Source organism: uncultured Fretibacterium sp. (assembly GCF_938030725.1).
Taxonomy (GTDB): domain Bacteria; phylum Synergistota; class Synergistia; order Synergistales; family Aminobacteriaceae; genus Fretibacterium.
In genome coordinates, this window is record NZ_CALHIQ010000046.1 from 1 (window position 1) to 7,802 (window position 7,802).

At 62.0% G+C, this 7,802-nt stretch carries 8 protein-coding genes; all 8 read right to left on the minus strand.

Annotation, left to right across the window (positions count from 1 at the left end):
* Positions 1-713: 713 nt before the first annotated feature.
* A complete protein-coding gene (locus Q0629_RS02930) occupies positions 714-1,562 on the minus strand; it encodes an amidohydrolase family protein (RefSeq protein ID WP_298778722.1) in 849 nt (282 codons plus the stop codon).
* Between the two features lie 43 nt (positions 1,563-1,605).
* Complete coding sequence (locus tag Q0629_RS02935) at positions 1,606-2,052, minus strand: RecX family transcriptional regulator (RefSeq protein ID WP_298778724.1); 447 nt, start codon at positions 2,050-2,052, stop codon at positions 1,606-1,608.
* Between the two features lie 26 nt (positions 2,053-2,078).
* On the minus strand, positions 2,079-4,157 hold the full coding sequence (recG, locus tag Q0629_RS02940) for an ATP-dependent DNA helicase RecG (RefSeq protein ID WP_298778726.1): 2,079 nt from the start codon (positions 4,155-4,157) through the stop codon (positions 2,079-2,081).
* Positions 4,158-4,313: 156 nt separating this feature from the next.
* Entirely contained in the window at positions 4,314-5,285 is a 972-nt protein-coding gene (locus Q0629_RS02945; RefSeq protein ID WP_298778729.1) for a DivIVA domain-containing protein, read from the minus strand.
* Entirely contained in the window at positions 5,254-5,697 is a 444-nt protein-coding gene (sepF, locus tag Q0629_RS02950; protein WP_298778731.1) for a cell division protein SepF, read from the minus strand. Before sepF ends, Q0629_RS02945 begins: the two co-directional genes overlap by 32 nt.
* Before the next feature lie 56 nt (positions 5,698-5,753).
* Positions 5,754-6,449, minus strand: coding sequence for a YggS family pyridoxal phosphate-dependent enzyme (locus tag Q0629_RS02955; protein WP_298778733.1), 696 nt, complete (start codon positions 6,447-6,449; stop codon positions 5,754-5,756).
* Between the two features lie 14 nt (positions 6,450-6,463).
* Positions 6,464-7,387 (minus strand): hypothetical protein, encoded by a 924-nt coding sequence (locus Q0629_RS02960; RefSeq protein ID WP_298778735.1) that lies wholly within the window; start codon positions 7,385-7,387, stop codon positions 6,464-6,466.
* On the minus strand, positions 7,384-7,802 hold a 419-nt coding region (locus tag Q0629_RS02965; protein ID WP_298778738.1), incomplete at its 5' end, for a GTP cyclohydrolase, FolE2/MptA family. The genes Q0629_RS02960 and Q0629_RS02965, both read right to left, overlap by 4 nt.

The window sequence follows — 7,802 nt, forward strand, 5'->3', positions numbered from 1 at the left end:
GAAGCGACCTGCCCCCCATGCCAGGGGGGCGGGGGGGTTTGCCGCCCCTGCAAAGTCCTATAATGCCGGCATTATAGGACAGCCAGGCCGCCATGCCGCGCGGCGGACGTCCTCTTGTGGCCTTTCCAAACCTGCCGCGCGGCCTCCCACGGCGGCGGCGGTTTGCGGGGCGGCACTGGAAGGCGGCGGCCTTCCTCTCCTGCGGCGCGTAGCATAAGCCCCTTATGTTATGCGCCGATCAAAGGGCCGCCGCCAACCTTGTCTTGATACAATAGAAACACCGGGCAGAAAAAGTCATTCCGCCCGGTGACTGCAATGCTTTATCTTCAAAAGAAAAACGGCCTTACTCCCGAAGTGTGATAGAATGAGTTTGACGAGAACTAAAACTATCACGCCAGGAGGGGCCGTCGCATGTATTGTATCACAACGGACAGGGAAATGTGGACCTTAAAGAAGCGGGCCGCGCGCGTGATGTCGAGGCGCGTCTTTGACCTGAGCTGTAAACTCGCGGACGCCAAGGGTTCACCTCGTGGCTGTTCTGAAAAGTCTGCGAAAGCAGAGAAACTGCGACGGCGGGCGGAACGCATCGGGTCGTGTGCTCATGCGGTTTCCTCTCGCATCTGCCCAGAATGTAACATAAGATACATTATAGGACATTATTAAAAACGAAAAAGAACCTCTACGGGCCTCCCGCTCTTCGGGAGGCTTTTTAGCTACTTCTTCAGGGACTGAAGCAACCTCAGAGCGTTGGACCGGACAAGTCGCTCCCGTTCCGCCTCGGTGAGGCCGGACGCGACAAAGCTCTTCTCATAGCGCTGCGAGCGCAGGATGGGAAAGTCCGTGCCGAACAGGAACTTGTCGAGGACTCCCGCGCTCTGGATCGCCTTCAAAACCGTGCCCTCGTAGAGCCATGGCAGAGCGGCCAGGTCGTACCACGCATTGGACAGGTAAAGCCGCATCTCGGGCATCAGCTCGTAGAGCCACAGCCCCCCTCCAAGGTGGGCGAAGATCGTCTTCACCTCCGGATGGTGGATGCAGAACGCTGCGGCCTCCCTGGGGCCGACGTTTCCCTTACCCGCGTACCCGTGCCCTACGGGCTCCGCCGTATGCCACAACACGCACAGGTTCGCCTCGTGCAGGACCCCCGCCAGACGCCATGTCTGTTCCTGGTCGGAGATATCGATGTTCTGCCCCTCAGGGAACAACTCCCCTACCCCGACTGCGCCGGCTTCCGCACAGCGCAAAATCTCCTCCGAGGCGCCGCGGGCCAGAGGCGGCACGAGGCAAAGGCCGCTCAGCTTGTCCGGGTGCTGCCGGATGCCACTCAGGACGTAATCGTTGCAGAGCTTGCAGAGCTCCAGGTCCTTGAAGGCAAACCCTCCGATCACAGCGCGCTCGACCCCCTCCTCCTCCATGCGCAGGAGCAGATCGTCGATGGTCCCCCACCGGTGAACCTTGTTATGGATCAGACGGTCGAAGTAGGGCTCGTGTTTCGAGATCGATTCGGCGTCGCGGATGACCTCAGGCGGATAGACGTGTACGTGAAAGTCTACGGTGCGCACTTCTTATTCTCCTTGCCCATAATGTCCTATAATATTTTAACGATCACCAAGGGATATCTTTTTCGCCTCTTGAAAGGGCGCCTACCGTGGCAGAGCTGAACCCCCTGCGGTACAACCGCGCCAAGACCTTTCGCTGCTCCAGCCCGCCTCTCGTCCACGAGTCGAGAAGTGCCTTGGCGCGGGCCAGCTCGTCGATGTCCGCGAGCGTCGCTTCAACGTCCTCCGCGGAAACGCCGCGACGGCGAAGCTCAAGGGCGATGCGGTTCTTCCCCCACGAGTCGTGTCCCTCCGCGAAGAGCCGCGCGTACAAGGCGTCGTCCAAAAGCGCCGCGTCCAGGGCTTCCTTCACGAGCGCCTCTGCCGCATCCTCGTCCAGTCCCTTCCGCCTCAGCCGATCCCGCGCGCCGGCCACGGTGCTGGGATGTTTCAGCAGGAAACTGAGGAAGCGTTCCCGCTCTTGGTTCATGGACAAGCTTCCTCCCGCCTTCATCCTCATACCCCCTCCTTTGGGATGTCCTACGCCGTTCCGGCCAAATCCAAACTCTCGCCCAGCCGCCTCCGCAATTCGCTGCGAAGCAGGGGCTCCCCCGTCAGCGTTGGGTCCTCGGCCAGAAGCTGGCGGGATTCCAGCCTGGCCAGCTCCAGGAGCTTCTGGTCCTTCAAGAGGTTTGCCACGCGAAAGTCCGTGACGCCGTGCTGGTGCACACCGCACACCTCGCCCGGCCCCCTCTGTTGCAGGTCCGCCTCCGCAACGGCAAAGCCGTCCGACGTGGAAACCATGGTTTCAATGCGTTCTCGTCCCTCCGGTGTCGTCGCTTCCCCTTCGAGGAGGACGCACAGGCCCTTCGCCGTCCCCCGCCCGATGCGGCCCCGCAGTTGGTGAAGCTGAGCCAGCCCAAACTGCCCGGCGTCCGAGATCACCATCATTGAGGCTTCGGGGATGTCCAGCCCCACCTCGATGATGACGGTCGCCACCAGGAGGTCGAGCCTTTGTTGGGCGAAGTCCTGCATAACCGACGTCTTTTCCTCAATGGGCAGCCGCCCGTGCAGCACGCCGATGCGCGCATCGGGGAGGGCGCGCGCGAGGCGCTGATGGCGGGACGCCACGCTGTCGAGGCCCTGCCTCCCCTCCTCCTCGTCGATCAACGGACACACCCAGTAGACCTGTTGCCCTGCCTGAATTCGACCTTCGATGAGCTTGAGGAGGCTCGCTTCATCCGTTGACTTCATGTGCAGGGTCTGCACGGGCTGACGTCCCGGAGGCAGTTCATCCAGGGTGGAAACGGCAAGGTCACCATAGACGGAGAGGACCAGAGTCCGCGGAATGGGCGTGGCGGTCATCACCAGGACGTGAGGCGAAACGCCCTTGGCGATCAGGGCATTCTTCTGCCGCACGCCAAAGCGGTGCTGCTCGTCAACCACGGTCAAGCCCAGCTTCAGGAAGTTCACCTCGTCCGTAAAGACGGCGTGGGTCCCGATCAGGAGCTGAACCTCCCCCGTTTCAAGCGCCTGGAGCAGGGCACGGCGTTCCTGAGCGCGCAGGGTTCCCGTCAGGAGGGCTGTTCGGACGCCCAAAGGCTTCAGCATCCTTCCGATCCGGATGTAGTGCTGCTGCGCCAGCACCTCGGTTGGAGCCATCAGGACGGCCTGTGCGCCCGAATCCGCGGCCGCCAGGACCGCAGCCACCGCGACCAGCGTCTTTCCAGAGCCCACGTCCCCCTGAAGGAGGCGATTCATGGGGACCGGGCTTCCCATGTCACGGAATATCTCGCCGATCACCCGTCGTTGAGCAGGGGTCAACGGAAAGGGAAGGGAGCGTTCAAACGTGCGGAACCTCTGCCCGGGGGCGAGGCTCAAAGAGCGCTCCGGAAGCGCTGCGTCTGCTGCGTGCCGCATCGCGAGGCCCGTCTGCAGGAGAAAGAGCTCGTCAAAGGCTAGACGGTTGCGCGCCCTCAGCCAGCTCTCCGGGGCCGACGGGTGGTGCAGCTCTCGGAGGGCAGCTACCAGGCCCTTCATCCCGTGGCGCTCGCGAATCCTCTGGGGCAGAAAGTCGTCAAGGCCGCTGCCGTACTCCTCAAGGGCCGTATCCACCAGGCGGCGCAGGCGCTTTTGCGTTAGAAAGGCGGCGGTAGGATAGATGGGGACGATGTGCCCCACCAGCTCAGGGGGCTGCCCTGCCTCAAGCACCTCAAACTCCGGATTGGTGAGCTGCACGCCGTTGTAGTACTCCACCCTTCCATAAAGGGCCAATCGCATTCCCGGCCTGAGAGTTCTTGTGGCGTGAGGGTTGAACCAGACGGCCCGAATTGAGGCGGAGCCGTCGTCCAGGACTGCGGAGGCAGGGCCCCCGAAACGACTGGCGGAGGACGACACGGCGCGGACCTCTGCGAGCGCGGAAGCCGTCGTGCCGATGCGAAGTTCACGGAGCGGCACGAGGTCCCTTCGGTCCTCGTAGCGCCGTGGAAAGAAATAGAGGATGTCCTCGACGGTGTAAACGCCAAACTGGGCAAGCAGCTCCGCAACCCTTGCCCCCACCCCCTTGAGGTAGCGAATGGGGGACGTCAGCCCCCCAGGGGAACCTCGTACCGCGCTCATGAGCGTCACCTGCCCCCCTCTGTGCTTGTGTGCTTGCGGAACTGCACGCCCCTCAAAAAAGGCTGGCCCCTGGAGCCGGGATCGCTGGTGTCCGTCCGCAGGGGCCATTCGCCGAAAAAAGGGCCTTATTCCCTTTCTATAGATGGGGAATTGGGATCAAAACTCCCCCTTCTCGGAGTCGTCGGACTTCCCCTCCAGGAAGTTTCTGCGGAAGTGGTCGAGCAACCGGGACGAGGAAGCGTCCTGACGCCCCGACTCAGCGGGAGGCTCCGCTTCGGTTTTATCGGAGGCCTTCTCCTCCTCGTTCATCATCTCCACTTCAAATTCCTGCTGGGCCTTGTCGATCGTCTTACCGAAATCGAGGAGGAGGGCCACGGTATCTTTGAGGAACTGCTGTTTCCTCAGGTTTAGGAAGCGCAGACGGTTGTTGTAGTTCTCCACCTCTTTTGAGGCTTCCTCCAGAAGGCGCTTTGCCTCGGAGCGGGCTGAGGCCAGGGTCTGTTCGATCTGCTCCGAGGCCTCCTTCTTTCGATGGGAGAGGTCCTGTTCCAAATCAGCCCAACGCCTCTCGGTTTCAAGGCGCATGTCCTGAGCCTCCTGCAGGATGCCGGCTGCGGAAGCCTTCGCCTTCGCGATGATCTCAGCAGCCGCCTTTTCCGCCTCGTCCAGCTGCATGTGGCTCTGGGAGTCGATTTCCCTGGATTTGGCGTTCGCCTCCGCGACGATCTCGGCGGCCGTCTTTTCCGCGTTCGAGATCGTCGTATCCGCCTGCGAGGTGATCTCCTCGACCTTGGAGTTGGCTTCCGAGAGGCACTTCTCCGCCTCAACCCGTGCGTCCGCCAGTATCTGCTCCGTCTGAGCGCGAGCCTCCTCCTCCATCTCCTTAGCGCCCTTGCGCGCTTGAATGAGGGCGTCCTTGATCATGTCCGTCATGGACTCCTGCTTTTTGACGTACTCCTCAAGCTCACGTATCCGGGTTTCGCGCTCGTTCAGACGCATCGCGTAGGTTTCAAAGTCGTCCGCGACCTGGTTCAGGAAGTCCTCGACCTCCTGTACCGCATACCCTCCGAAGGAAACCTTCTTAAAGGCCTTGACCTCAACGTCCTTGGCGGTCAAAAGTTCCATCATTTAGCGGCTCCTCCTCAACCCATTCCTCGAACATTCCCTCGTGCGGCGTCACCAGGTACAAAGCGGGTTCGATGTACTCCATACGGCCTTTATGGGCAAACGCGACCCCCCCCATAAAGTTGATGAAGGGACGCCCCTCCTCCTCAAACTCTCTGGGGTCCAGCTCATGAAGGTCCAGCAGGACCATGATCCCATTCAGGAGGGCATCCCGGAGCCTCAGCTTGATGCTCTCCGAGGGCACGCCCTTAAAGAAGACGAGCCTTGGAGCGGATACGGGATGAGGCTCGTCCCGTCGCCTTGCCTTCGGCCTCTTGGCTGCCGTCCTCTGTTCCTCGACCTCGTAGTCCTCGGACTCATCCACATAGTCATCGTCACCATAAAACCCAAGGACCTGCATTAACCTCCTAAGCACCCGTCCGTTCCTCCTTAAGAACAGGATAAAAACCCCGCCTTTTAATATACCATGGACTACAGCGTCTTGTACTCGCGAGGGCCAAAAAGGGCCGTGCCAATCCTCACCATGGTGCTCCCCTCCAGAATACCCCACTCAAAGTCGCCGCTCATCCCCATTGAGAGCACGGGCAGGGGGAGGCCGGATCGTCCTCTCGCGTCCTCCGCCATCCCCCTCAGCTCGGCGAAGGCCTGCCGGACGCGCACCTCGTCGTCCGTCAACGGACCGATGGTCATCAGTCCCTCCAGCTTGAGGTTGGGCAGGGTCAGAACGCGATCCAGGAGGGCGGGGAAAGCCTCAGGTGCCGTCCCCGTCTTGCTGGCCTCCTTCGCCGTGTTCACCTCGATCAGCACCGACAGACGGCGGGACAGCTCCCCCGCGATGCGGTCCAGGCGCTCCGCCAGGGGGATCGAATCCAGGGAATCGACGGCGTCAAACAGTTCCACGGCACGGCGCGCCTTGTTGTTCTGCAGGTGCCCGATCAGACGCCAGGGGGGCGTTGGATGATCCTCCCACGCCTCTCGCTTCCCCTGCGCCTCCTGGACCTTGTTCTCGCCGATCGCGTCAACGAGGGGGGCAACCTCCTGCATCTCCTGAACGCTCCTGGTCTTCGTCACTCCCACCAGAAGAACGTCCGAGGGCTTTCGTCCCGCAAGGGCCGCCGCGTGCGCCATGCGCTCCCGGATGGCTGCCACATGCCCCTTAAGATCCATCAGCAAATCCCCTCCTACCAAATCCTCACGATGCTCTCCTGAATGGTGTCGGCATCCAGGATCAGCTTGTTCCCCGGCATCACGCCCCGCACGATGAAGAAATGTCCCGCATCGGCCGGAAAACCCTCGACGTCACGCGAGAGGATCCGGTTTCCTTGAAGGAGGAAGACCACGTTCCGACCGTCCTTCGTGATCACGGTGCTGTCGGGAACCATGACTCCCTGCTGATCTCCCGCGACCACGCGGGCGGAGAAGGATCGGGAACGCAGCGCCTCCGGAGGAAAGAACGGCAACCTCAAGCACACCTTGACCTTCTGGCCCATCGTCTTGAAGGACACCACCTCCGCCTTCCTTTCCTTGCCCTCCGGCTCCATCTTGATGCGGATGGCGGCCCTCCGCATACGCAGGCTGCGCAGGAGGGACGGCGTGCCGTCCAGGTAGGCGATGCAGCGCAGCGTCTGTGGCTGAGGGATTAGCTTGCCGATGGGCGCCCCCTTGCGAAGCTGAATGCCGTTCTCCAGAAGGACGGCGGGCCTGAAGAACGGGAAAGGAGCGAAGTCCGGCCACAGCTTTGCATAGAACCAATGCCCCTCCTGGCCGTCCAGGGCCGGATAGAAGTAGGCAGGGTACGGCGCACGAACCGCAACCCCGTCCAGGGCCGCCAGCATCTCGCCCTTCGCGACCCGGCGTGGCAACGGCGAGGGGTAGGTGAACACCCCGTCCTGCGGCGCCAGGACCGGCTGCTCATCCCACAGCAGAATCCCCTCGAGGGGCTGTTCCTCGACGTAGCCTGCGGCAAAGGCCTCGATGATCTGAGGGTGGGACAACCTGTAGCTGTCGAGCCAGGAGAAGTATATCCGGATCGCCGCCAGCAGGATCAGCAGAAAGAGGACGTAGTAGACCAGTCGGCTGAGGAACTCATCTCCCCTCCGGGTCATCGCTGCCCGCGTTCCTCGTCGGATGGAGCGGACTTCCTCTTGTCCCGCGTGACCTCCGCAAAGGCGTCGTGGTTGTGGATGCTCTCAGCGCTCGTGATGGAAACGGAATACCACGACACCCGAGGCTCCCGGTTCAGCGCAACGGCAAGGTCCCGCACGACATCCTCCACGAAACGCGGGTTCTCATAGGCCCGCTCCGTAACGTGCTTCTCGTCCTCCCGCTTCAGGAGCGTGTAGAGCGGGCTGGAGGCCGCTTCCTCCGCCATCGCGATCAGTTCCTCGAACCATATGAGGTGTGTGCAGCGGACCTTGATCGCGACGAAGGCGCGCTGGTTGTGGGCTCCATACTTTGAGATCGCACGGGAACAGGGGCAGAGCGTCTGCACGTGGACGCCCACGCCCGTGACCATGTCAA